This is a genomic window from Rhizobium aethiopicum (assembly GCF_900094625.1).
GTDB classification, from domain to species: Bacteria; Pseudomonadota; Alphaproteobacteria; order Rhizobiales; family Rhizobiaceae; genus Rhizobium; species Rhizobium aethiopicum.
Genome location: NZ_FMAJ01000002.1, coordinates 192,778 through 215,081 on the forward strand (window position 1 = coordinate 192,778; position 22,304 = coordinate 215,081).

The window sequence follows — 22,304 nt, forward strand, 5'->3', positions numbered from 1 at the left end:
CGTTACCTGCGTCCGGACAAGGCTATCCCGCGCAAAGCGCTTGCATCGGGGGTGGCGAAGCCCTACCTCAATCTGCGAGGCCCTGAAGGGCTGAATTCACCTACGTGAAGGGAGAAAAACGCCATGACGACCGGAACGAACCGCATCATGGACGAGTTCGCCAAGCTAATGACCGATGCGGCCGGCGCCGCCCAAGGCGTCCGCAAGGAGATCGAGACCGCTTTCAACGCCCAGGCCGAGCGTTGGCTGAACAGCATGGACGTCGTCAAGCGCGAGGAATTCGAGGCCGTGCGCGAGATGGCGATCAAGGCGCGTGACGAGAACGAGGCGCTTGCGGCCCGCATCGCCGTGCTCGAAGCAAAGCTCACCGGCGAAGGCCACTAAAGTCCGATATGACGCGAGACGCGGCATGGTCTCATTGCCCATGCCGCGTCGTCACAAAAAATTCAGGTGAGTTTTCCACCTGTGGACACTGCCAAAAAAGCCAATGTGCAGAGTCGTTTAATCTCCCTTCTGAATTGAGTTTCGAAGTGCTTTCCACAGCAGGTCTGCCCTATTTTCCCTTCTGGGGGCTGGCAGGTGGCAAGGGTCATTATACACTGATTTTAAATGATGATTCGAAGCGACTTGGTAAGCTCCGGGCAGGTTATCTGCGTTAAGTCTGGCAGCGGTTCAACGATCATCCGAGTGGTGGTTCCGGTATTTGCGTGTGTCTTTCTTGTGTCTGAGTACCAAGTTAGGTCGCATTCGTTCCGGTCAAGAAGGTGCTGCATGAACCTGATGGAATTGGAAGTCGAGCGTCAGTCGAACCCGGTCGATATGATCGAGTACGTGGCCTCCAACAATGACTGGTCGTTCGAACGGTCCGGCGAGGACGAGATCGCGATGACGGTCGAAGGCCGCTGGGCGGACTACCATATCTCCTTCTCCTGGATGGAGGAATTCGAGGCGTTGCATCTCGGCTGCGCCTTCGACATCAAGGTGCCCGACATCAGGGTCAATGAGGTGGTCAAGCTACTCTCGGCGATCAATGGGCAAGTGTTGATGGGGCATTTCGACCTCTGGCGCCAGGAAGATGTCGTCATCTTCCGCCAGTCGCTGCTGCTTGCCGGCGGCGCGGAGCCGACCAACCGTCAGGTAGAGGTGCTGCTTTCCAGCGCGCTCGATACCTGCGAGGCCTATTTCCAGGCATTCCAGTTCGTCGTCTGGTCCGGCATGGACGCGACGAAAGCGATGGAAGCGGTGCTGTTCGAAACGGTCGGCGAGGCATAAAAATGCCGGCAAGCGCCTTCTCCTCTAAAAATCCCGTGGTGTTGATCGGCGCCGGAAACATGGGCGGAGCGATGCTCTCCGGCTGGCTGAAAAGCGGCGTTCCGGGCTCTGCCGTCGTCGTCGTCGATCCCGGCCCGACGCAGGCAATGCTGGCGACGATCGGCGATGCGGGAGCGACGCATCTCACTGCTCTGCCGGCAAAGTTGAAGGCGGGAGTGCTGTTCCTTGCGGTCAAGCCGCAGGTGATGGAGACGGTGCTGCCAGCGTTGAAGAGCGCTGTCGGACCGGAAACGGTCGTCGTCTCGGTCGCCGCCGGCAAGACACTCGGTTTTCTCGAAAAACATCTGGGCCAAGCCGCCATGGTGCGCGCCATGCCGAATACGCCAGCCATGGTCGGACGCGGCGTCACCGGCGCCTTCGCCAATGCGGCGGTCAGCGATCGGCAGCGCGAGCGCGTCCATGCGCTTTTGAAGGTTTCGGGGCCGGTCGAATGGGTGCCTGAGGAGGCCGATATCGATGCCGTGACCGCGCTTTCGGGCAGCGGTCCGGCCTATGTCTTTTATCTCGTGGAATGTATGGCAGAAGCAGGCCGTAAACTCGGCCTGCAGGCGGACCTCGCCATGCGTCTTGCGCGGGAAACTGTCGCGGGGGCTGGTGAGCTTTTGCACCAGTCCCCCGACGAAGCTTCGCGGTTGCGGCAGAACGTGACTTCTCCCGGCGGCACGACGGCGGCAGCGCTTGCCGTTCTCATGGCTGACGACGGCATGCAGCCTCTGTTCGACGCTGCCCTGGCGGCGGCGCGCAAGCGGGCCGAGGAACTGGCCGGCTGAGGGAGATCCGCATGGCCGAAGAGATCACCTACGCCGATTTCGAGCGTGTCGACATCCGCGTCGGCACGGTCATCGAGGCCAGTCCCTTTCCGGAAGCGCGCAAGCCGGCATACAAGCTGGTCATCGATTTCGGCCCCGAGATCGGCGTCAAGAAATCCTCGGCGCAGATCACCGTGCACTATACGCCGGAAAGCTTGATCGGCCGGCAGGTGCTCGGCGTCGTCAATTTCCCGCCACGGCAGATCGGGCCGGTTCGCTCGGAGGTGCTGACGCTGGGATTCGAGGACGAGAATGGCGCTATCGTTCTTGCAGCGGTCGAGCAGCCGGTGCCGAACGGCAGGAAGATGATGTGAGCGCAGGCTCTATTGGTTGGTCGACAAACTCTCCTCCGTCATGCCCGGCCTTGTGCCGAGCACCTGACCGCTGACAGAAAAGCGTTTATTTTCAGCGGCTTAATTTGACATGCGTAGACCCTCGGCACAAGGACCAGGATGACGTCGCGGTTTGCGTCAGCAGCCTGATGTGAGCGTCCGTTCACACCATTCTCGAGTGCCTGATATGTCTGCATCGGGTGCTCAACGCGGCTTGATTTCCTGCAGAAACGGATTGCTTCGCCGCTCGTCGCCGATGCGGCTGCCGGGGCCGTGGCCGCAGATGAAACCGACGTCGTCGCCGAGCGGCAGGACCTTGTCGCGGATCGAATCCAACAACTGCTGATGATTGCCGCCGGGCAGGTCGGTGCGGCCGATCGAGCCGTTGAAGAGCACGTCGCCGAGATGGGCGAAGTTCTGCGCCCGGTTGAAATAGATGACGTGGCCAGGTGCATGCCCGGGGGCGTGATAGACCTCGAATTCGTGGGCGCCGAAGGAGATCTTGTCACCGTCGTTCAGCCAGCGGTCGGGCAGGACGTTGCGCAGTCCCGTTATGCCGTAGTTCGCCGCCTGGGTCTCGATGCGCTGCAAGAGCGGCAGGTCGTCCTGATGCGGGCCGACAATGTCGACGCCTAGGGCCTCCTTCAATTCACTGGCGCCGCCGGCGTGATCGAGATGTCCATGCGTCAGCCAGATTTCCTTAATGGTCAGGCCGCTCTTCTCGATCGCCTGAAGAATGAGCGGCACATCGCCGCCCGGATCGACGACCACGCCTTCCTGGGTATCGGGGTCGAAGAAGACCGTGCAGTTCTGCTGGAAGGGTGTCACCGGAATGATGCCGGCCTGGAGCATGCCCATATGTGCCTCGCGTGGTGTCTCTGATGCTCAGGATATAGTCCGAAACCGCTGCGAGGGCAGCCGGAATTTTCCACCTTCTCAGCTGTGTTTCACGCCAAAAAGACGGACTGCAACAAGATTTTATAGATCTTTCCATCGCTGCAATCAGCTGAAGAATTAGCTTTTATGCAGCTTTTTCATTCGTTTGCACGAGCCGCCTCATGAGTGCCGTTTCCCTGCGGACGGCGCGACGGAACATCGTCGAACGCCGCGCGTTGACAGGCCATCGAAACCAAGGAGACGCTCACATGACCCTTAAAAGAAACATTCTATTGGCTGGAGCCGTGCTCCTGGCGAGCGGTGGCCTTGCGCAGGCGGAGATGATCGCGACAACGGTCAATGATCTCAACGTCCGTTCCGGCCCCGGCCCGCAATATCCGGCGGTCGGTCTTGCCACGCGCGGCTCGACTGCGGTGCTGGACGGGTGCATCGAAGGCAGCCGCTGGTGCCGCGTCGACGTCAACGGCATACGCGGCTGGGTCTATGCCGATTATCTGCAGGTCGATCGCGGCGGCACCCCCGTCATCGTCGAACAGCATCGCGCTGAGATCGGTGTTCCCGTCGTGACCTATGAATCGACCGCCAGTGTCGTGCCCGCTGATCCGCAGCCGGCGCCTGGCGACGAGTTGCTCGGCCCGGTCGGGGCTGTCGAGACAATCACGCCGCCGGAGACGGTGCGGACCTATATCGAGACCAACCCGGCTGAGACGGTGCGGCTCGGCGGCGATGTCGTCGTCGGCGCGGAAGTGCCTGCAGATGTCACTTTCCAGACAATCCCAGATTACGAGTATCGCTATACGAGGATCAACGACCGGCCCGTTCTGGTCGATCCGGGTACCCGCAGGATCGTCTACGTCTATCAATGACGTCATCGGCAAAGTGAGAAATGAGGCGGCGTCGCGCCGCCTCGTTCCGGCAATGTCTGTCCGCCTCAACCCGCATCGGTTGATCTTCTCACGCTTTTCTCTCCTTGGTATGAAAAAATCCTAATATAACGAAGGTTCGGTATGGATCAGCGTTTGGAGATCGTCGAGGTCGTTAAGCGATAGGGCCAATTTTCGAAACCGGGTCACTTCCTGGCCGCGATGATCGAGCATCATTGCGCCCGCGTAGCCCTCGCTTCGGCGGCGTGCTTGCAGATCTTGCAGATAATGTAGAGATCGGCGGCCTTCGAGGCGGGGCGCGGATCGGGACGGGGTGTCGAGCCGAATGCCCTTCACCATCATAAACCTCCTCCGACGCTTCATGCGCCATGTCTGTTGATTATTGCCCCCATTACGTTTTATCCACAGACGCAAGGGGAATTGCTTATTGAGGGAGAGGTTTCGGGCGGACCTTGTTTCCAAGAAATGCCAGGTAAATCGACAGACGGGGCGGGGCTCCCGCGCAGTTCGGCAAAGCTAGCAGCCATTTGAAATTATGCCAACAATACTGGCATATCTTGCGAAGGTTCCCGCAGCGTGCGGAACGAGAAAGGAAATGCCGAGTGTCACGACAGACCGGTTCGAAAGCAGGCAAGCCGGAGCCGTTGGCCACGCCGATGGAAGATACAGGGGGTATCGATTTCGAGATCATCGAACTGTTCTTCTTCGCCTATCGCGACTTCGTTTCCGATCCCGACGCCATCCTCGAAAAGAGCGGCTTCGGCCGGGCGCACCACCGCGTCGTGCACTTCGTCAACCGCAACCCCGGCATGACGGTAGCTGATCTTCTCGACACGCTGAAGATCACCAAGCAGAGTCTTGCAAGGGTGCTGAAACAGCTGATCGAATCCGGCTATATTCGCCAGGTCGCCGGTCCCGAGGATCGGCGGCAACGCAAGCTTTATCCGACGAAATCGGGGCGGGAGCTGGCGCTTGCCCTTGCAGAGCCGCAATCGCGCCGCATTGAACGGGCATTCGAGGGAGCTTCGCCGCAGGTTCGGGAGGGCGTGAAGGCCTTCCTCAGTGGCATGCGGGACAGAAAGAAGGCGGATTGAATGGCGGTCAAGACAGGTATTTCCGACGATGCGGCGCATCTGCTCGTGGTCGATGATGATTCCCGCATCCGCGCGCTGCTTAATCGTTATCTTGCGGAGAACGGTTTTCGCGTCACTGTCGCGGCCGACGGCGCCGAGGCGCAGCGGAAGCTGGCGGGTCTCGATTTCGATCTCATCATCATGGATGTGATGATGCCGGGCGAATCCGGCATTGATGTCACCCGCGGCCTTCGTGCCATCAAAAACGTGCCGATCATCATGCTGACGGCGCTGGCCGAATCCGGCAACCGCATCGAAGGCCTCGAGGCCGGCGCCGATGACTATCTTTCCAAACCCTTCGATCCGCGCGAGCTCGTGCTGCGCATCAACAATATCCTGCGCCGCAACGCCAGCGGTGAGGGGCTGAAGATCGAACAGGTGATGTTCGGACCCTACACATTCTCCTTGACCCGCAAGGAGCTTAAGAAAGCCAGCGAGGTGATCCGGCTCACCGACCGCGAGCAGGAAATCATGCTGCTCTTTGCGCGCCGCGCCGGTGACACCATCCCCCGTCACGAACTGATCGGCAACGACACCGAGGTCGGCGAGCGGACGATCGACGTGCAGATCAACCGGCTCAGGCGCAAAATCGAGGAGGATCCGGCCAACCCGGTCTGGCTGCAGACGGTGCGCGGAATCGGTTACAGGCTGAGTATCGACTAGATATGAGAAGTGGAGCATGATGCCGATAACGGTTCGCATTTTCCGGCAATATGCTCCGAACGGCCGGGACCGACGCTGATGGTGACCATGGACAGCTTGCAGCGGGAAGACCGCACTCCTGCGGCGGGCTGGCGATGGATTGTTCGCTGGCTGCGGCGCCGGCTGCCCACGGGACTTTACGCCCGCTCACTGCTGATCATCATCATCCCGATGGTACTGCTGCAATCCGTCGTCGCCGCCGTCTTCATGGAGCGTCACTGGCAGATGGTGACCGAGCGGCTGTCGCTCGCAGTCACCCGGGACATTGCCGCAATCATCGAGATCGTCGAGACCTATCCGCAGAATTCAGACTACAGCGAGATCATCCGCATCGCGCGCGATCAGCTCAACTTGCAGATTTCCATCGAGCCGGACGGCGACCTGCCGCCGCCGCGCGTCAAGCCCTTCTTCTCGATCCTTGACGGCATCCTCAGCGACGAAATCACCAACGAGATCCACCGGCCTTTCTGGATCGACACGGTAGGCAACTCGAATCTCGTCGAGATCCGGATCAAGCTCGAGAACAAGATCCTCAGGGTGCTGGCCAAGCGCAGTCAGACGTATGCCTCCAACACCCACATCTTCATCGTCTGGATGGTCGGCACCTCGCTCGTGCTAATCGGCATTTCGATCCTCTTTCTGCGCGGGCAGATACGGCCGATCCTCATGCTGGCGCGGGCGGCCGAAAGCTTCGGCAAGGGACAGAAGCCCGATAATTTTTATCCGCGCGGCGCCGACGAAGTTCGGCGCGCCGGCCTTGCCTTCATCCTGATGCGCGAACGCATCGAACGGCAGATCGAACAACGCACGGCGATGCTCTCCGGCGTCAGCCACGATCTGCGCACCATCCTCACCCGCTTCAAACTGCAGCTGGCGCTCGCCGGCGACAATCCCGACCTGCATGGCTTGAACGACGACGTCAATGACATGCAGACGATGCTGGAGGCCTACATGGCTTTCGCGCGCGGCGAGGTCGAAGAGGATGTCGGCGAGCTGAAGCTCAGCGAAATATTCGCCAAGCTGGAATCTGATTTCGTTCTACACGGCAAAAACTTTACCTATTCGATCGAGGGCGACGACAATATTTCCGTCAGGCCGAATGCCTTCATGCGTCTCGTCACCAACCTTGCCTCGAACGCGCGCCGTTATGCCGACAGGCTCGACATTGAGGCCAAGCACAATGCCAAATGGTTGACCGTTATCTTCGACGATGACGGGCCGGGCATTCCGGAAAAGAATCGCGAGGACGTGTTCAAACCGTTCTTCCGGCTGGATACGGCGCGCAATCTGGATGCATCGGGCACTGGCCTCGGTCTTGCGATCGCCCGCGATATTGCCCGCAGCCATGGCGGCAACGTCACGCTCGGCGACAGCCCGCTCGGGGGCTTGAGGGCAACGATCCGCATTCCGGCTTAAATGTCGGTTGCCGCCAGCTTCACGGCTTTGCGCGCATCGAAATCATCCAGGCGCTCGACGATCCAGCGCCAGAGGGTGACGACCTGCATGAGGAGGTCGCGGCCGAGCGGCGTCAATTCATATTCGACGCGTGGTGGAATCTCCGGGTAGAGCGTGCGGATGACGAGGCCGTCGCTTTCGAGAGTGCGCAGCGTTTGCGTCAGCACTTTCTGGCTTATGCCCTCGACCCGTTCCAGCACGCGTGAGAAGCGTAATGGCGCGCCGGCATCGGCAAGCACGTGCAGGATGCGCAGCGGCCATTTCGCCGCCGCCCGCTCGATCAGGCCGCGCGCCCGTGCATCCTGTTCATCCGTCATGTTGCAGCAGAAATCGAATATGTCGCCGGCCACTTTAGTTACCTCGAGGTGTGTATCGATCGTGCTGGTACCTTCTTTCGATCGGAAACAATAGAACATACATGCTCCGGGAACCAATCAAAGAGAGGTTTCCGATGTCGAAGGTGTGGTTGATTACAGGGAGCTCGCGCGGTCTCGGCCGGGCGCTGGCGGAGGCGGTTCTGGCGTCCGGCGACAATCTGGTGGCGACGGCGCGCGTTCCCGCCCAGCTTGCCGATCTTTTCGAACAGTATGGCACTCAGGTGTTGATGCTGACGCTCGACGTGACCGACGAAGCCGCGGCAGCTGCCGTGGTGGAGGCCGGCGTGAAGCGGTTCGGGCGCATAGACGTGCTTGTCAACAATGCCGGTTACGGCAATGTCGGCCCGATCGAGGATACCAGCCTTGCCGATTTCCGAGCCCAGGTTGAGACCAACCTGTTCGGTACCGTTATCATGACCAAGGCGGTGCTCGCCCTTATGCGCGACCAGCAATCAGGCCATATCATCCAGTTCTCATCCGTCGGCGGCCGCATCGGACCAGCCGGACGCGGCGCCTATTCGGCAGCCAAATTCGCCGTCGAGGGCTTCTCGGAGGTGTTGTCGAAAGAGATCGCGCCATTCGGCATCAAAGTAACGGTGATCGAACCCGGCGGCTTCAGAACGGATTTCGCCGGCGCCTCGACGGTGCTGGCCGAGGGGCGTGCGGACTATGCGGAAACGGTTGGCGCCACCGTGCGTTTCCAGCGTGAATATGACGGCCGTCAGCCCGGCGATCCCGCCAAAGCTGCCGCGGTCATCATTCACATTGCTGGTCTCGACGCACCGCCGTTCCGGCTGTTGCTGGGCAGCGATGCCGTGCGCAATGTCGAGAAGGCGGATGCGGTGCGCATCGAGGCCGATCGGGAATGGCGCGCCGTCAGCGTCTCGACTGATTTCGAGCCCGATGCCGAGGTGCAGGCGATGCCTTGGGAGAAGAGGGCCGGCTGAATAAGCCAAAAATAAAAGCGCCGCTGAAGAGCGGCGCTTTGCGATGAATTGTCGGAAGATCAGCCGGCGGTGCAGAAGTGACTGCGACCGTCATAGCCGATGTAGGTGCCGCTGCGCGGATCGAAGGAACGGTAGCGGTAGGAGCAATAACGCTCCCATTGCGGCGTCCAGGGCTCAACCGTTGCACGGGCCGGGGCATAGTATCGCGGCCGCTCGACATAGCGCGGCTCCTCGACGTAGACGCGGCGCGGGGCCCGGTAAACCGGAGCAGGCTCGTAGTAATCTGGCTCGTAGGGCGGGTCGATGTAGCGAGGCTCGTCGTAAACAGGGCCATTATTGGCATTAGCGATCGCCGAGCCGACGATCAGGCCGGTTGCAAGGCCGACCGCGCCGCCGACAAGCGCGTCGTTACGGCGCCAATGACGATCGCGGGCCGATGCTTCACCGATGGCTGAGATGGTAACCGCGGCGAGCGTTGCCGTCAGCAGAAGAGTTTTTGCGAGCCTGTTCATAAGCATAAGTCCCAATCCCGGGAGCCGAACGTCGGCTCCTTTCTCGATGATGCAGTAGTACAGATCGCTAGCTGAACGAAGGCTGAACGACAAAACCCGGCATTGCTGCCGGGCTTCAACTCGAATTCGACAGCCTTGTTAAGGGTTCAGCCCGCAATCTGCAGATTGACGGCCTTGGGGCCCTTACCGCGGCGATCCGGCTCCGTGTCGAAGCTTACCTTCTGGTTTTCCGTCAAACCGGCCAGCCCAGAGGCCTGAACGGCAGAAATGTGAACGAAGATATCGGCGCCGCCCCGGTCCGGCTTGATGAAGCCGAAGCCTTTGTCGGTATTGAAGAATTTTACAGTGCCAGTCTCGGCCATGCGTCAGGTCCTTTTCTCTCTGCCCGCCATCCACACGGGCAGCATCATAGCATTGCCTCCTTGCGGGAGGTGTTAGCAGGCAAGTCTTGAAATGTGAGAAAAAGGTCCCCTCTACCTCGGCCTGCTCCATGTGGGACTTTTGCCCCCATTTTCGGAACCGGCTGACCGGAATATTAGCGTTCCCGGCGCGCAATTACTTAAGGACTTCCCATGCTCGCAAAATGCCCGAACGCGCCGAGAGTGCTGCGTTTCAAGGATTTTGGCAAGCAAAAGTTTTTTAACGTGTTCTTCCGGGCACACTGCCGTCGATACTCAATTTGCGCAAAAGCGCAAAATTTCCGTCGCGAATGGGAAATGATTAACGATTTATATCGTCCGCAATGTAATTTTCGAGCAGATTTTGCCAAAAATGCAACGTGAACGCGCTGTCCCGGTTCGTTGAAAATTTTTTCGAATCCGCTATCCGCCCATATTTGGACGCGTGTTCACCCGGCTGGCAAACGGCGTCGCGTGAACCCGGGCACGAGCTCGACTACAAGCATAGCGATAAATATTAGCGCGCAGCCTGTATAGCCGGTCGGCGGCATCGACTCACCGAGCAGGAGAGCTGCAAGTGTTGCGCCGAAGAGCGCTTCCGATGAGAGAAAGATCGCAGCTTGGGAGGGCGTCGTGTAACGCTGGGCCATCACCTGCAGCACGAACGCAACTCCGGAGGAGAAGATGCCGACGTAGAGGATCTCAGGCGCGGCTTCCCATATCGCCGACAGCCCGATCGGTTCCAAGACCGCGGCAACGGCCAGAGCACAAACGGCGGTGACGGCGAATTCCGTCGCGGAAAGTGCGAGCGGCCTGCCGGTTTCAGAAACGGTGGTGCCTGCCAGAGTGATCTGGATCGCCCAGAAGACGGCGCAGACGACAGTCAGGAGATCGCCTCGCGTGAGCGCCGAAAGATGGCCACCGGATAGGAGATAGATGCCGGCAAGCGCCATCAGCGCGCCCGGCCAGATGATCCAATGCGGTGCGCGGCGCAGAAAGAACACGGCGATCAGCGGCACGAAGACGACATAGAGGCCGGTGATGAAGCTGGAATTCGTCACCGTCGTCGTTTGCAGCCCCACTTGTTGCGTGGCTGCACCGCCGAAAAGGGCAAGGCCGATGAGAATATAAAGCTTCGCATGGCGGGCGCTGGTCTTCGTCTTTGCCCTGCGCGCTTCGACAAGGACGAAAGGCAGCACGGCTATCGTGGCTACGGCAAAACGCAAGGCGATGAACCAAAAGGGGCCGATCGCCTTCATCGCCGTCGACTGCGCGACGAAGCCGCCGCCCCAGATGGCGGCCGCAAGCAACAGGAGGAGGTTCGCCTGAATGCGCGTCATGTCGTCCTCGAGGGGAAGGGAGATTTGTCCAAGCGGTTAGCAGTTGCGTTTCCTCCAGGCAAGGGCGAAGACTTGGCGCTGATGGCGGAGGTGAAGGCATGCAACACGAAAAACAGCAGCCGGTCAGCAACACGGCGGCACCCCGCACCGCAGGCTATTCCGGTACACCGCTCGCCAGGAAGCTCGGGCTTGCGCAGGAACAGGCTGCCGCTCTTCTCGGTATTCCCGAAACGATCGAAGGCATCAATGCTTTCGACGGTTTTGCTTCAGTTGCCCGCTCTGCGGACCTTCGACTATGTGCATCTATTTGTGACTGAGCGCAGGGTACTGGAAGCGGTCGCGCCTACGCTTTTTTTCGTGCTCTGAAGCCCAGCGGCATGATCTGGATCTCCTGGCCGAAGAAGACCTCGCGCGTGCCGACCGATATCACCGAGGACGTGCTGCGGGAGATCCTGCTGCCGGCCGGCCTGGTCGACATCAAGGTCTGCGCTGTCGACGAGATCTGGTCCGGGCTGAAATTCGTGATCCGCAAGGAATTGCGCGACACGTTGTGACCGCTCAACCGTTGCTCGCTTGCCCCCGCGAGACCCTGAGCAGCGCACCGTCATCCTCGTCCGTCACCATCAGCAGGGCGCCGTCGGGCGCAACGACGACGTCGCGGATGCGGCCGTAGTCGCCCTCGAACAAGCGCTCTTCGGCGACGAAGGCGCCGCTCTCGTTGCGCTGCATGCGCGAGAGCAGCTGGAATTTCAGCGCTGCGACGAGGAAGTCGCCGTCCCATTCCGGAAACATGGCGCCGCGATAGACAGCGAGCGCGCCGGGTGCGATCGAAGGGTCCCAATATTGCAGCGGCTGTTCCAGCCCTTCCTTGGCGGTGCCTTCGCCGATCTCGGCGCCGGAATAATCGCGGCCGTAGGTGATGATCGGCCAGCCGTAATTCTTGCCGGCTTCGGGCTGATTGATCTCGTCGCCGCCGCGCGCGCCGTGTTCGACGGTGTAGAGCTTGCCGTCTTTGGTGTCGAAGGTAATGCCCTGAGGATTGCGGTGGCCCTTCGACCATATCTCCGGCAGCGCCTTGCCGCCGTCCTTGAACGGATTGTCGGCGGGAATGCTGCCGTCGGCGTTGATGTGGATGATCGCGCCGGCATTGTCCCGCCAGTCCTGCGAACGTTCGCGGTCACCGCGGTCGCCGACGCTGATGAACAATGTGCCATCACGGGCAATGGCGATGCGCGAGCCATAATGCATGTTGGTCGACGTGAAGCGCCGCATGGTGAAGACAGGCGTCACGGCCTCGAGTTTCTTCTCGTCGGCGGAAAGCCTCGCGCTGAAGGCTGCGGTGCCGGAGCCCTGACTATTGGCCATGGAGGCGGTGAAATAGAGCTTTCTGCTCTTGGCGAAATCCGGGGCGAGCGCCAGGTCCAACAGGCCGCCCTGGCCGCGAGCACTGACCTTGGGTACGTTGCCGATGGGATCGGACAGTTTGCCGTCGCGGATGATGCGCATGCGGCCCGGGCGCTCGGTGACGAGATAGGCGCCGTCGGGCAAGACCTCGACCGCCCAGGGATGTTCGAGGCCATCGGCCAGTTTTTCGACACGAAGCGTGGGACCCTGCGTGTTGACGGTATCGGCCGCGTCGGCCGATATCGCGCCGAACAGAACCAGTGCCGCAGCGAAATGGAAGGCGGATATTCTCTTCATCTTGCTCCCCGTCATCTCTTCAAGCGGAACGTGGAGCGGGCAGGGGAAGGCTTCAAGCCTCAGTTGGACTTCGATGACGGCTTTGTGTTTGCCGGTTGAACGGAGCCGGTCGCCTGATCGTCGACCAGTTCGGCTTCCAGGATGTAGCGCAGCGGACCGCGTTCGGTCGCATCGAAGGGCCAGCAGGTGGCCAGCACCAGGCGGTGACCGTCGGAGGAGGGGTCGATGCCGCTCGCGTCCCACGGGGCGATGCGTCCTTCGCCGGCTTTGAAGGTCAACAGCTTGCCGTCGCGGCGGGTGATTTCGATCGCGTCACCCGGCTTTATATATTGCAGCCAGCGGAAATGCGTGTCGCGATGGGCGGCGATCACGGAGGTGCCTTCTTCGCCCGGCTGTGGTGTGTTGGCGAGCCAGGCCGGACCGAAGGCGAGCGCCTCGCCCGAGGCGCCGGAAAGCACGATCGCTTCCTTGCCAAGGCGCGGCGCGCGCACCTTGGCCTCGGTGGTAAAATCGGCCCATGGCCACGGTTTCGTCTCCTTGCCGCTTAGTTCGGCGGCAAAAGCACGCTTCAGCAGGACCTGCGAGATTTCTGCCTTCGCCTTCAGCAGGAAGCCGTCGCCGATCAGCGCCAGCCCGTAGAAGGCAAGACCTGCGATGGCGAACGCGATCGCCCTTTCGATCGGCGAAAGACGCCAGAGGAAGAAACCTTTTCTCCTTCGTGCTTTCGGCAAGTCATGGGCCGTGGCGGCGGCCATGGCGAGTTCCAGGTAGGTCGGAAGCGGCTCGAATTCGGCCGCTTCCTCATTGTTGCTAGAACCCATCGCGTTTGGCTCCGACCGTGATGAACCCCTTGAGGCGGCGGCGCCAGATGGCGAGCCCGCTCGCCGCCGCCAAGGCGAGCAGCAGCATGCTGAGACCGCGCATAATCTGCTCATCGGCGCGTGTCGCCGTCTGCGGAAGGTTCACGGTCGAGTTCTTCTGCGCGATCAGCGTGGCGGCTTTCGCCGTTGGCGCCGCGGCCATCATGATTGCGACCTCAGGCGATGCGGCGAGATCCTGCGCTGCGGCGGCAACCTGTTTCTGTTCTGCGTTTCCGGCCGGTTCAACCGAAGCCCGGCGTGCTGCGCCGTCCGCTTCGCCGGAGACCTTTCCGAAGTCCCAGCCCTCGGGCAGGTTAAGGGGCAGCTTCGCCGAGCCGAGCGGCTCGTTCGCCGGCCGGGACGGCGTGACGTCGACGGCGACGAGACTGGTGACGCGCGAGACGAGATGGTGAGCAAGCGCCACCGTCTCGATGTCCTTGTCGCGCGCCGCGGGATCCTGGCGCTCATAGGTACGGGCTTCGAGATCGTCGATCTTGCGCCGCGCCCAGAGTTTGGAAATGCCGCGGCCATCGGCGGCATTGGCGATATCCATCTCGACCCGCCAAGGCTGATCGCCGGTCTTGCCGATGATCTGCAGCCTGCCGGCGGGCTTGTCCTGCGGCAGTTCCGCCGTCAGCACGACAGGCTCGCCGCTATAGAGGTCGGGCATCGGGTTCGGCGTGATGTCTTCGGCTGCGATGCCCTCGAAATTTGCGGCGATATCGGTCATGGCGGGGTTCTGCAGCTTGGCGAAGAGCTCGCTCATGCGGCTCGCGACCTGATCGGTCGAGCCGATCTGGGTGAATGTGCCGCGGCCGATCTCCGCGGCTTTGGTCATGAAATGGGTATTCGGCGCCGAGCCGATACCGACGGTGAAGACGCGGGCATCACCGCGGTTCGCGGTGATTTCCCGGAAGAGCTGCTGTTCATTGCCGATCGCGCCATCCGTCAGGAATACGACCTGGCGCAGGGCGCCGCTTGCGACCGGGCCTTGGTTGCGCAGTGCGTCCTCAAGAGCAGGCAGCATTTCAGTGCCGCCATCGGCGGTCAGGCCTCTCACATAAGCGACGGCCTTTTCGCGATTATCGGGTGTCGCGGCGACGAGACCGTTGAAATAGTCGGTCATCGTATCGTCGAAACGGATGACGTTAAAGCGGTCGCCGGGGTTCAGCCTGGAGATGGCAAGCGCCAGGCTCTGCCGTGCCTGCTCGATCGACTGGCCGGACATGGAACCGGAATTGTCGATGACGAAGACCACCTCGCGTTTTGCCGGCGTCGCTGCAGCATCCGGTGCTGTGGGCGGGGTGACGAAGGCGAGCAGATAGGTCTTGCCATCAATTACCTCACGGAAGAGGCCGGCGCTCGGCATCTTGCCCGGCGCGGCCTTCCAGGTGAGCTCGAAATCCTTGTCGGCGGGAACGGCGTTACCCTTCAGGCTGATCGTCCTCGCCTGGTCGCCATCCTGCCGGATATCGATCTCGTGGAAGGAAGACTTGACGTCACCGAGCGGGAAGCCGGCCTTGAGATTGACGCTCAGCGAGACCGGGTTGATCCTGGCATTCTCGCGTGGATCCAGCACCGGGGCTTCGATCTTCTCACGATTTTCCACCGGGTCGCTCGGTGTCGCGAAACCAGCGCCGTTGTTGAACTCGACGGTCTGGACGATCGGTGCCGGATTGTAGCGCGGCGCGACGACCATCGGGAAACGCAGCGAGAATTCGCCGCCCGATTGGTGGACGGTTTGCTGATATTCGATCTGCACGACGACTTCTTCGCCGGGGCCGATATTGGCGACCTGGTTGGTGAAGATGTTCGGCCGCTGCTGTTCGAGCAGCGCCGTCTTCTTGCCTTCGGCCTTGGCCTGCTCGTAGATCTCGCGGGCTTCCTGGCGCGGCTTGATTTGGCCCTCGATGAAGCGTTCGCCGATCTGCATTTTCAGCGCGTCGACGGCGGAATTGTCCGGCAATGGGAAGACGTAGGTGCCCTCGACCCAGCCCTTGCTCGGGTTCCGGAAGCGCTGGGTCACCTTCACCCTGGCAATCGGGCCGGAGACATCGATCGCGACGTCGGTCTTCAGCCGCGGCGCTTCGACATAGAAGCCCGGCTCCTTCGACGGGAAGAGCAGCGAGCCGCTGTTGACGTCATTCGGCCGGACAATGGCCGCGAGCTGGCCGGTTGCCTGCCTCGTCTCGGCGCGTGCGGCGGCGGCAAGCCCCAGCATCGCGGCGATACAGGCGACAAGGGCGGTGATAGCAATAAGGAATGAAATGGAAATCCGGCGCATGCGCATGCGCCCGATGGCGAACTCATCTTCCAGAAACATTGGCCTACCCTCAATAACCAATTTTGGATGAGGGAATGATGCGGCTTCGATCTCGGCGCGCTCGCGACCGAATTGAGGCGGCGTGCGGCATTTGTTGCGGCTTATTCGTGGCGATGACGAAATCCGGCGATCTCTCTGATTTCAAAAGGCGAAAACCTGATCGTCGCCGCCGCGAAAGTGTCGGGCGTGATCCTGCTGGCTCTCATGGACGGGTGATCCGATAGACCAGCAAGTCATTCGAATCCACAAGCTTGGTTGCGGTCTTGTCCAGGTAATCGATGACGCCATCATGATGTTCGACGAACAGCAGGTCCTGCTTGTCGGTAGCGTTCTTGGTGACGCCGAACAGATCCGCGCCTTGGGCGCGCAGTTCCTCGAGCTGCGCGATCGCGGTAGCGTCATCCGCGACGAATTTCGACCATTCGGAATCGCCTCCGCCGGGCGGGAACACCCAGCCCCGCGCCCTGCTGTAATAGACCGCGACGGGATCGCCGACCTCGGGTGCGATGGCGACGACGAGGTCGCCCGGCTGCGCTAATCGCGCCAGTTCCTCGCCAAGCAGCTTGCCGTTCATAGCGATTGGCTTCTTCATCGTCCTGACGAGGGGAAGGGTCGACCAGCCCACCGCGACAATCACGATGCAAATCGAGCGGAGCACGACCGCCGGGGTTAGAACGGTTTTCGATGAAAGCTTTGCCAGAAGAAGCGCGCCGTGGCCGCAGAACATCGCAGCCGGCACATGAAAGATGTGCAAGTTCCACACATTGCTGGTGATCTCGCCCGCCGCGGCGAGATAGAGGATCACGGCCGCGGCCAGCCATACATAGGGAATGGCCGAAAGGAAGCGTTGCTTCGGATCTTCGGCGCGGCTGAGCGGCATCCACAAACCGATCGCGAACAGCACCATGAACGGATAGCCATAGAACCACAAAACGGAGGTGTTCCATACGGATTTGAAGTAGAACCTGTCCTTGACGTATGACCAGACGCCGTAATCCCAGATATAGCCGCCGCTGCCGGCGATATGAAACGGCGGATAGCTGCGGCCGAGATAAATCGCCCAGCTGAAATAAGCGCCGATGATAGCCAGGCTGAAAAGGCCCCACAAGAAGACCCTGGTCGCCTGCTTTCGCTTCTTCTTCAGAATCCAGCAGACCATCAGATAGAATATGACGGCCCCGGCCGCGAGGCCTGGCGGCTTTGACAGCGCGCCGAGCGTGAAGCTGGCCGTGGCGAGCGGCAAGAGCCAGCCGCTGCCGCCGACCCAGTATTTGACGAACAGCCAGACGCCAAGGGTCACCAAGGCCAGCATTGCGGGATCGGGAAGAAACGAGCTGTCGATCATGATCGCTGCCGGCATCAACGCATAGGCAAGTGCCGCCGCGTGGGCGTGCATCTTCCCCCAGCACAGCGCCGTCAGCCTGTGCAGCGAAAAAACTGTGACCAGACCGAAGAAGGCCGCAACCACGCGGCCGAACCAGTCGTGCCAGCCGAAAAGTTGGTAGAGCAGGGCGGTGAGATAGCTGACAATCTGGAACTCGCGGCCCTGATAACTCGGCCCCGGCCCGGTCCAGCTAACCTCCGGAAAGAAGATGTTCCAGCTCCGCTGCTGGAAATTGTCGGCCATCATTGCAGTGCTTATCTCGCGCCAGCTGAAGCCGTCGACCAGAGGTAAGGTGATCTTGTGGAACCTGAAGACGATCGCGATCAACAGAATCCCCAGCAGGATTGCCGTGTCGAGGCTCAGGTAGTTGCGGCGGGCCATGTCGCGGTTGGTCGTCCGCTGCTGATATTGCCGACCTTTGGCCTGATTCAATCCCGGGACGTCCGTCATCTGCGCCCGTGTCCGCCATGACGCCCGGCGCGGCGCGACACATGCCGGCATTGGGTCGAGAGGAGGGGCAGGCTGCGCGGGCTATGGCCGCCGGCGCGATCGGCTGCAGGGGGCGGCTCGTCGGTATGGCGGAGCAGCTTGAAAGGCTTGCAAGGCGGCTTTGTCATGATGGCAGTTCATCAGCAATGACTTGAAAAGCAATTCGCCCAAATTGACTAGCGACCTCACCCTTCCTTCGAACACAAGCAGAACGGCGTCGGGGCAGCCGCCTATCTGAAAACTGCGGTGTGGCCTGTGGAGAGACTGCGGCCGGTCGGCGCGCCGCAAGCCTTGAGGAAAAGGGCCGCGGGCCGGCTCGCCGGTGCGACGAAACGATCAATAAGAATCATTGCCCTCATCACGCCTTTGCGCTTGAAATGCCGTCATACATTGGACATAGAGCTAACCGCAGAACTCCGGTCCCGGCTTTCTGCCCGTTTCAACCAATAGGACCGATATCATGGCCTTCCTTGCCGATGCTCTTTCCCGTGTGAAGCCTTCAGCCACCATCGCCGTTTCCCAGAAAGCGCGCGAGCTGAAAGCAAAAGGACGCGACGTCATTGGCCTCGGCGCAGGCGAGCCGGATTTCGATACGCCCGACAATATCAAGAAGGCCGCCATCGACGCGATCAACCGCGGCGAGACGAAATACACGCCAGTTTCCGGTATCCCCGAGCTGCGCAAGGCAATCGCCGCCAAGTTCAAGCGCGAGAACGGTCTCGAATATTCCTGGGAGCAGACGATCGTCGGCACCGGTGGCAAGCAGATCCTGTTCAACGCCTTCATGGCGACGCTGAACCCTGGCGACGAAGTCGTCGTCCCGGCGCCCTACTGGGTTTCCTATCCGGAGATGGTGGCGCTGTGCGGCGGCACGCCGGTTTTCGTTTCGGCCACCCAGGAGCATAACTTCAAGCTTCAGGCCGCCGATCTCGAAAAGGCGATCACGCCGAAGACCAAGTGGTTCATCTTCAACTCGCCGTCCAACCCGACGGGTGCCGCCTATACGCATGCCGAACTGAAGGCGCTCACCGATGTGCTGATGAAGCATCCGCATGTCTGGGTGCTGACCGACGATATGTACGAGCACCTGACCTATGGCGACTTCAAATTCGTCACGCCAGTCGAAGTCGAGCCTAAGCTCTACGACCGCACGCTGACGATGAACGGCGTCTCCAAGGCTTATGCGATGACCGGCTGGCGTATCGGCTATGCCGCCGGACCGATCCAGCTGATCAAGGCGATGGACATGATCCAGGGCCAGCAGACCTCGGGTGCGACGTCGATCGCCCAGTGGGCGGCCGTCGAAGCGCTGAACGGAACGCAGGACTTCATCCCGGCGAACAAGAAGATCTTCGAAGGCCGCCGAGACCTGGTCGTCTCCATGCTGAACCAGGCCAAGGGCATCGTCTGCCCGGTTCCGGAAGGCGCCTTCTACGTCTATCCGTCCTGCGCCGGCCTGATCGGCCAGACGGCGCCGTCGGGCAAGGTCATCGAGACGGACGAGGATTTCGTTTCCGAGCTTCTGGAATCGGAAGGCGTCGCCGTCGTCCACGGTTCGGCTTTCGGCCTCGGCCCCAACTTCCGCATCTCCTATGCGACGTCGGAAGCGCTTCTGGAAGAAGCCTGCCGCCGCATCCAGCGCTTCTGCGGCGCCTGCAAGTAAGCTGATTGCCGCAATATCTATCCAAGGCCTGCCGGTGACGGCGGGCCTTTTGTTTTTATCCGGCGTTGACGATGTAGCTGCATGTGGCTACATTTGAGACTATGAAGACCGTTTCGATCCGTGATGCGAAGAACCGCCTGACCGAGCTTGCCCGCGAGGTCGAGGAAGGCGAAACCATTGTCGTGACGCGCAACGGCCGGCCGGTATTCGACCTGGTTCCGCATCAGAAACGCGGCGGTTTGAATCTGGAGGCCGGCGAGGACTATCTTCGCTCAAAGGGCATCACGCGGACGGCGGTGTACATCGCCGACGACTTCGACGATCCTTTGCCGGAAGATTTCCTTCTTAAGCCGCTGCCATGACCGTGCGTGTGCTGCTTGACACGCACATGGTGATTGCTATTGCCCAGAAGAAACTGACCGAACGCTTTCCGCGTGTCGAGCAGTTGCTTTTAGACGGCGCCGCCAGCGGCTTCGTCAGCGTCGCCAGCCTCTGGGAAATTGCCATCAAGACAAGGCTTGGCAAACTGCAGCCGGGATTGCCCGTCGAGATCATTCCCATTTATCTCAGGGAGGCCGGGTTGACGATCCTGCCCATCGATATCCCGCATGTCATCGCCGCCGCCGATCCCGAGCCGGAGACGCGTGATCCGTTTGATCGGCTGCTGCTGGCGCAGTGTAAGGTCGAAGGCTTGCAGTTCGCCACGGTCGACCGGCTGCTCGTCGATCATCCTCTGGCATTGCGACTATAGCTCACATCCCGATTCAACGTGTTGCCGCACAGATTCCGCTTCGCCTCGCAAGTCGTTGAAATGAGATTCAAAAGTGGGGCGAGTGCCGGTGGGAAGGGTGGTCTGCGGTTGCGGGCGGACGCCAAACCAACTAGATATCCGGCATCAAGTTCAATTGCCGCTTCGGGGGGCCGGATTTTGCAGCAGAGTGCCGTCATCGTATGTTCTGACGTTAACATGCTGCCGGCCGCCTGCTGCACCCTGCTTTCCGTCAAGTGCAATCTTACGAATCCCGGCATCGAGTTCCTGCTTCTCGGCATCGACCTCAAGCCGAACGAGGTCGCCGAGGTCGATAATTTTGGGCGGCTTCACGGTATGGCGATCAGAGTGCTGCCCTATAAGACGCCCGATACCGGCCTCCAGGCGCGGGGCCGCTGGTCCGCCGCCACGCTGGCGCGGCTCTACATGGATCGGGATATACCCGACAATATCGAGCGCCTGCTTTACCTCGATGCCGACGTGCTGGCGGTCGCGCCGGTCGATGAACTCTTTGGCCTTGATTTACACGGCAAGGCGCTCGCTGCCGTCGACGACTATGTCATGGCCTTTCCCGAGAAGGCGGGCGCGCGGCAGCGCAAGATTGGCATGGGCGAGGGCGGACGCTATTTCAATGCCGGGGTCTTGCTGTTCGACTGGTCGGCCTGCCGGGCAAAGGGGCTTTTCGCCAGGACCCGGGAAATCTTCGAGGAGCGGTCGCACCTGTTCGAGAACAACGACCAGGATGCGTTGAACGTCACTTTCGACGGCGACTGGCTGGTGCTCGATCCGCGCTGGAATACGCAGACGGGGCTGCTGCCTTTCGTCGACCGGCCGGCCATCTTTCATTTTACCGGCCGCAGGAAGCCGTGGCAGGCGACCGTTCCCTGGGTGCACCGGCGGATGGCCAAGCGTTATGCCGAGGATCTCCGCGACACGCGCTGGGCCTCCTTCTGCAGGCAGCCGTCGATAACGGGCCGGGTGGCCGGCTTCCTCTTGCATGTAGGAAGGCAGATCGGCGGGCTGGCGCGGCTTTCCCGAATGCGCGCCTATTTCAGCAACAGCTAGTGAGGCGGGCCGAGCGCATCGTCCTTGGAAAGTGCATGTGAGCCGATATGGAATCGATCCCCAGCGAGATGCAAACCACGGCCACCGCAGATGGCGGTTTCAATGTGTTGACGGCGGACGCCTGGAAGGCGCTGCTGTCCCGCTATTCCCATGTCGTTCTGGTGGCAAACAGCGAAGCGGTCGACTTCGAGCGGCTCAGAAGCGAATTGCCCGAGACGGCTCTCTACGTCTTCTTCAACAATGTCTATAAGGTGCTCGACGAACCCTTCACCGGCCATGCGGTGCTGGTGGCCCGCAGCGGCGTGATGGGCGCCAATATCGTTCACCGGCGCGAGGTGGGGGATGTACTGCGCTTCTTTGCCGGCGATGATTTTCTGGGCGTCGTCAACATTCGCGTCTCCCCGGAGGAAAACTTCAGCGAAGAGAGCAGCTTCAAAGGCGCCGGAGCCCGCCACCTCGACCTGACGCGAATGCTCGCCGATCTCTACCCGGCAGGCAAGATCGCGACGAGCGGCTTCGCGATGGCGCTCTGGCTCGCCGACCTGCAACTGCCGGGCAAGATCCTGCTTGCTGGCTTTTCGGCAAAGAGAAGCGAGAAATGGAAGGTCTTCGACGTGCATGATTGGACGTTCGAGCAGATCTTTTTGCGTCTCTTTGCCCGGATGGGTTCGATCTCGATGATGGGCGGCGTCGACGCCAGCCCCTATGCGGCGCTTGCCAAACGGTTTCCGCAGGTGCCGCCGATCGAGATTGCGATGACGGCGGCAGAGGTCTTGTCCGAGCGGCTCCATAATGCCAACAGCCAGATCGACAGGCTGATGTCCGTGACCAAATCCATCCGTGCGATCGAGAATTTCTTCCGGCGCTTCAAGCCGAAAACCCGCAAAGAGCGCTTCCTCGAAAAGTCGAAGGAATGACCGTCGCGGAGGGCT

Annotated in this window: 24 protein-coding genes and 1 pseudogene; 15 read left to right on the plus strand and 10 right to left on the minus strand. The window is 60.9% G+C overall.

Annotated elements, in window-relative coordinates; all coding sequences use genetic code 11:
- Nucleotides 1–123: 123 nt before the first annotated feature.
- The 4 genes from GA0061105_RS05230 (at nt 124) to GA0061105_RS05245 (ending at nt 2,455) form a co-directional block, all read left to right on the plus strand.
- Nucleotides 124–384 (plus strand): accessory factor UbiK family protein, encoded by a 261-nt coding sequence (locus GA0061105_RS05230; RefSeq protein ID WP_064695869.1) that lies wholly within the window; start codon nt 124–126, stop codon nt 382–384.
- A gap of 387 nt (nt 385–771) precedes the next feature.
- On the plus strand, nt 772–1,272 hold the full coding sequence (locus GA0061105_RS05235) for a type III secretion system chaperone family protein (protein WP_064695870.1): 501 nt from the start codon (nt 772–774) through the stop codon (nt 1,270–1,272).
- Between the two features lie 2 nt (nt 1,273–1,274).
- Nucleotides 1,275–2,102, plus strand: a complete 828-nt coding sequence (gene proC / locus GA0061105_RS05240; RefSeq protein ID WP_064695871.1) for a pyrroline-5-carboxylate reductase — start codon at nt 1,275–1,277, stop codon at nt 2,100–2,102.
- A gap of 11 nt (nt 2,103–2,113) precedes the next feature.
- Entirely contained in the window at nt 2,114–2,455 is a 342-nt protein-coding gene (locus GA0061105_RS05245) for a tRNA-binding protein (protein ID WP_064695872.1), read from the plus strand.
- A 222-nt stretch (nt 2,456–2,677) separates the two neighbouring features.
- Here GA0061105_RS05245 and GA0061105_RS05250 read toward each other — a convergent pair whose 3' ends face one another.
- Nucleotides 2,678–3,331, minus strand: a complete 654-nt coding sequence (locus GA0061105_RS05250) for an MBL fold metallo-hydrolase (RefSeq protein ID WP_092748547.1) — start codon at nt 3,329–3,331, stop codon at nt 2,678–2,680.
- A 287-nt stretch (nt 3,332–3,618) separates the two neighbouring features.
- Here GA0061105_RS05250 and GA0061105_RS05255 point away from each other — a divergent pair, with 287 nt between their 5' ends.
- The gene (locus tag GA0061105_RS05255) at nt 3,619–4,236 is read left to right on the plus strand and encodes a DUF1236 domain-containing protein (RefSeq protein ID WP_092748549.1); all 618 of its coding nucleotides are present in this window, start codon (nt 3,619–3,621) and stop codon (nt 4,234–4,236) included.
- A 120-nt stretch (nt 4,237–4,356) separates the two neighbouring features.
- Here GA0061105_RS05255 and GA0061105_RS33255 read toward each other — a convergent pair whose 3' ends face one another.
- A complete protein-coding gene (locus GA0061105_RS33255) occupies nt 4,357–4,593 on the minus strand; it encodes a hypothetical protein (protein ID WP_245304218.1) in 237 nt (78 codons plus the stop codon).
- A 263-nt stretch (nt 4,594–4,856) separates the two neighbouring features.
- Here GA0061105_RS33255 and GA0061105_RS05265 point away from each other — a divergent pair, with 263 nt between their 5' ends.
- From GA0061105_RS05265 to GA0061105_RS05275, 3 genes are all read left to right on the plus strand, one after another.
- Nucleotides 4,857–5,348, plus strand: a complete 492-nt coding sequence (locus tag GA0061105_RS05265; RefSeq protein ID WP_092748553.1) for a MarR family winged helix-turn-helix transcriptional regulator — start codon at nt 4,857–4,859, stop codon at nt 5,346–5,348.
- Nucleotides 5,349–6,050: a response regulator gene (locus GA0061105_RS05270; protein WP_064695876.1), complete on the plus strand. Its 702-nt coding sequence runs from the start codon at nt 5,349–5,351 to the stop codon at nt 6,048–6,050.
- A 78-nt stretch (nt 6,051–6,128) separates the two neighbouring features.
- Nucleotides 6,129–7,505 carry an ATP-binding protein gene (locus tag GA0061105_RS05275; RefSeq protein ID WP_064695952.1) on the plus strand — a complete coding sequence of 459 codons (1,377 nt, stop codon included), beginning with the start codon at nt 6,129–6,131 and terminating at the stop codon, nt 7,503–7,505.
- On the opposite strand, the gene GA0061105_RS05280 is transcribed toward GA0061105_RS05275, so the two are convergent.
- The gene (locus GA0061105_RS05280) at nt 7,502–7,960 is read right to left on the minus strand and encodes a winged helix-turn-helix transcriptional regulator (protein WP_064695877.1); all 459 of its coding nucleotides are present in this window, start codon (nt 7,958–7,960) and stop codon (nt 7,502–7,504) included. The genes GA0061105_RS05275 and GA0061105_RS05280 overlap by 4 nt on opposite strands.
- A 35-nt stretch (nt 7,961–7,995) precedes the next feature.
- On the opposite strand from GA0061105_RS05280, the gene GA0061105_RS05285 reads away from it, so the two are divergent.
- Nucleotides 7,996–8,868 carry an oxidoreductase gene (locus GA0061105_RS05285; RefSeq protein ID WP_092749031.1) on the plus strand — a complete coding sequence of 291 codons (873 nt, stop codon included), beginning with the start codon at nt 7,996–7,998 and terminating at the stop codon, nt 8,866–8,868.
- Nucleotides 8,869–8,927: 59 nt separating this feature from the next.
- Here the strand turns inward: GA0061105_RS05285 and GA0061105_RS05290 are convergent, their stop codons facing one another.
- From GA0061105_RS05290 to GA0061105_RS05300, 3 genes are all read right to left on the minus strand, one after another.
- Nucleotides 8,928–9,380, minus strand: coding sequence for a BA14K family protein (locus tag GA0061105_RS05290; RefSeq protein ID WP_064695954.1), 453 nt, complete (start codon nt 9,378–9,380; stop codon nt 8,928–8,930).
- A 146-nt stretch (nt 9,381–9,526) separates the two neighbouring features.
- Entirely contained in the window at nt 9,527–9,742 is a 216-nt protein-coding gene (locus GA0061105_RS05295) for a cold-shock protein (protein ID WP_003561293.1), read from the minus strand.
- Between the two features lie 485 nt (nt 9,743–10,227).
- Nucleotides 10,228–11,118 carry a DMT family transporter gene (locus GA0061105_RS05300; RefSeq protein ID WP_092748555.1) on the minus strand — a complete coding sequence of 297 codons (891 nt, stop codon included), beginning with the start codon at nt 11,116–11,118 and terminating at the stop codon, nt 10,228–10,230.
- A gap of 81 nt (nt 11,119–11,199) precedes the next feature.
- Between GA0061105_RS05300 and GA0061105_RS05305 the strand changes: the two are divergent.
- A pseudogene (locus GA0061105_RS05305) lies at nt 11,200–11,672 on the plus strand (DUF3052 domain-containing protein).
- Nucleotides 11,673–11,676: 4 nt separating this feature from the next.
- Here GA0061105_RS05305 and GA0061105_RS05310 read toward each other — a convergent pair.
- The 4 genes from GA0061105_RS05310 to GA0061105_RS05325 form a co-directional block, all read right to left on the minus strand.
- Nucleotides 11,677–12,819 (minus strand): PQQ-dependent sugar dehydrogenase, encoded by a 1,143-nt coding sequence (locus GA0061105_RS05310; RefSeq protein ID WP_092749033.1) that lies wholly within the window; start codon nt 12,817–12,819, stop codon nt 11,677–11,679.
- A 59-nt stretch (nt 12,820–12,878) separates the two neighbouring features.
- A complete protein-coding gene (locus GA0061105_RS05315) occupies nt 12,879–13,640 on the minus strand; it encodes a class GN sortase (RefSeq protein WP_092748557.1) in 762 nt (253 codons plus the stop codon).
- Nucleotides 13,630–16,002 carry a marine proteobacterial sortase target protein gene (locus GA0061105_RS05320; RefSeq protein WP_092748559.1) on the minus strand — a complete coding sequence of 791 codons (2,373 nt, stop codon included), beginning with the start codon at nt 16,000–16,002 and terminating at the stop codon, nt 13,630–13,632. Before GA0061105_RS05320 ends, GA0061105_RS05315 begins: the two co-directional genes overlap by 11 nt.
- Before the next feature lie 202 nt (nt 16,003–16,204).
- Nucleotides 16,205–17,836, minus strand: a complete 1,632-nt coding sequence (locus GA0061105_RS05325) for an ArnT family glycosyltransferase (protein WP_064695883.1) — start codon at nt 17,834–17,836, stop codon at nt 16,205–16,207.
- 499 nt (nt 17,837–18,335) lie between these two features.
- Here GA0061105_RS05325 and GA0061105_RS05330 point away from each other — a divergent pair, with 499 nt between their 5' ends.
- The 5 genes from GA0061105_RS05330 to GA0061105_RS05350 all read left to right on the plus strand — a co-directional run bounded on the left by GA0061105_RS05330 (nt 18,336) and on the right by GA0061105_RS05350 (nt 22,289).
- A complete protein-coding gene (locus GA0061105_RS05330) occupies nt 18,336–19,538 on the plus strand; it encodes a pyridoxal phosphate-dependent aminotransferase (RefSeq protein WP_092748561.1) in 1,203 nt (400 codons plus the stop codon).
- A 101-nt stretch (nt 19,539–19,639) separates the two neighbouring features.
- Entirely contained in the window at nt 19,640–19,900 is a 261-nt protein-coding gene (locus GA0061105_RS05335; protein WP_092748563.1) for a type II toxin-antitoxin system Phd/YefM family antitoxin, read from the plus strand.
- Complete coding sequence (locus tag GA0061105_RS05340; RefSeq protein ID WP_092748565.1) at nt 19,897–20,289, plus strand: type II toxin-antitoxin system VapC family toxin; 393 nt, start codon at nt 19,897–19,899, stop codon at nt 20,287–20,289. Before GA0061105_RS05335 ends, GA0061105_RS05340 begins: the two co-directional genes overlap by 4 nt.
- Nucleotides 20,290–20,466: 177 nt before the next feature.
- Nucleotides 20,467–21,372 (plus strand): glycosyltransferase, encoded by a 906-nt coding sequence (locus GA0061105_RS05345; RefSeq protein WP_092748567.1) that lies wholly within the window; start codon nt 20,467–20,469, stop codon nt 21,370–21,372.
- Nucleotides 21,373–21,419: 47 nt separating this feature from the next.
- Nucleotides 21,420–22,289 carry a 3-deoxy-manno-octulosonate cytidylyltransferase gene (locus GA0061105_RS05350; RefSeq protein WP_092748569.1) on the plus strand — a complete coding sequence of 290 codons (870 nt, stop codon included), beginning with the start codon at nt 21,420–21,422 and terminating at the stop codon, nt 22,287–22,289.
- The last annotated feature ends 15 nt before the right edge of the window (nt 22,290–22,304 follow it).